The organism is Helicobacter sp. UBA3407 (assembly GCF_949747025.1).
Taxonomy (GTDB): Bacteria; Campylobacterota; Campylobacteria; order Campylobacterales; family Helicobacteraceae; genus Helicobacter_D; species Helicobacter_D ganmani.
The window spans coordinates 1-1252 of sequence record NZ_CATKCB010000173.1; the positions used below are offsets into that span (position 1 = coordinate 1).

Consider the following 1252-nt stretch of genomic DNA (forward strand, 5'->3'; position numbering starts at 1 on the left):
GGATTACTGCTATATTGGTCCTAATTCAGTGATAAGTATGGGCGTTACGATTGGAAAGGGAGCTATTGTAGGGGCTTGTAGCTTTGTAAATAAAAATGTCCCACCTTATACAAAAGTTGCAGGGTGTCCTGCAAGAATTATTTCAACAAACATAGGAGGAAATATGAAAGATATAAATCCATTAGTGTGTGGGGGGGGGGGATTTCTTAAAAGCCCCAGCCCTCTTGTGGCATAGGAGGGCAGCGTGAAAACTCCTAATTTTATTATCGGTGGCACTGCCGCAGGTGGAACAAGTTATTTATATGAGCTTCTTATTCAACATTCCGAAGTCTATTTGCCAAAGCGAAGAATCCCAGAGCCTCATTATTACTACAAGAGTTGGGAATATGCAAAGGGGCTAGAGTGGTATTTAAAAGAATATTTCAGCGAAGCATCTGAAGATAAAAGGGCTGTTGGAGAGCGTTCTAGCTCCTATCTCTATGGCGGAGCAAGAGTTGCTCAAAGGATTGCTAAGGATTTTCCGCAAATGAAATTTATCTTTATGTTGCGCAATCCTATTCAAAGAGCGTGGGGGAATTATCGCTTTACTGCACTGCAGGGTTTAGAGGAATTGAGTTTTTACGATGCAATCAAGCGAGAAAAAATTAGAATCAAAGAATCACATGGGATTTGGAGTGAGATTCAACCTTATGATTACACAGGCAGAGGATTTTATGCTAAGCAGCTTAAAGAATTTTTAGAATTTTTCCCCAAAGAGCAGATTTTATGTATTAAGTCAGAATCTCTCTCTAATGACAATTTAGAGCCACTTTTCAAGATTTATCGTTTCTTGGGGCTTTTAGATACCGCTTTTATGCCACTACCTGCACCAATTCACGCAAGCCCAAGTGTGGTAAGTGCTAAAGTGCAAAAGGAGCTAAGAGATTATTTTGGCGGAGATAAATTCAGATTTTTAATAAATGATATTCGCAAAGAGGAAAATGTAGAGATTCAAGACAAACAAAAATATTTGCAACTTCAAGAGAATCTCAAAGGCAAAAAAGAAGCAATACCACAAGATTGTGAAAAAATTTTGCAAGAGATTTTTAAATTTGACATAGAAGAATTGGAAAAAATGGTGGATTTTGATGTGAGATCTTGGCAAACAATTTCTGGGGGGGGGGCGTTTAGCTGATTATTTTTATTGCTTTTCAATTTGCGAGGTGTGTTATGCGAGTTGAAAAGCTACATTTTCGCTTGCATAGCTCATATA

1 protein-coding gene and 1 pseudogene are annotated in these 1252 nt (G+C 38.2%); both read left to right on the forward strand.

Annotated elements, in window-relative coordinates; genetic code table 11:
* Window positions 1–235: pseudogene (locus Q1553_RS06570) on the forward strand (hypothetical protein); the annotation flags it as partial.
* A 9-nt stretch (window positions 236–244) separates the two neighbouring features.
* The gene (locus Q1553_RS06575) at window positions 245–1174 is read left to right on the forward strand and encodes a sulfotransferase domain-containing protein (RefSeq protein ID WP_297990307.1); all 930 of its coding nucleotides are present in this window, start codon (window positions 245–247) and stop codon (window positions 1172–1174) included.
* The last annotated feature ends 78 nt before the right edge of the window (window positions 1175–1252 follow it).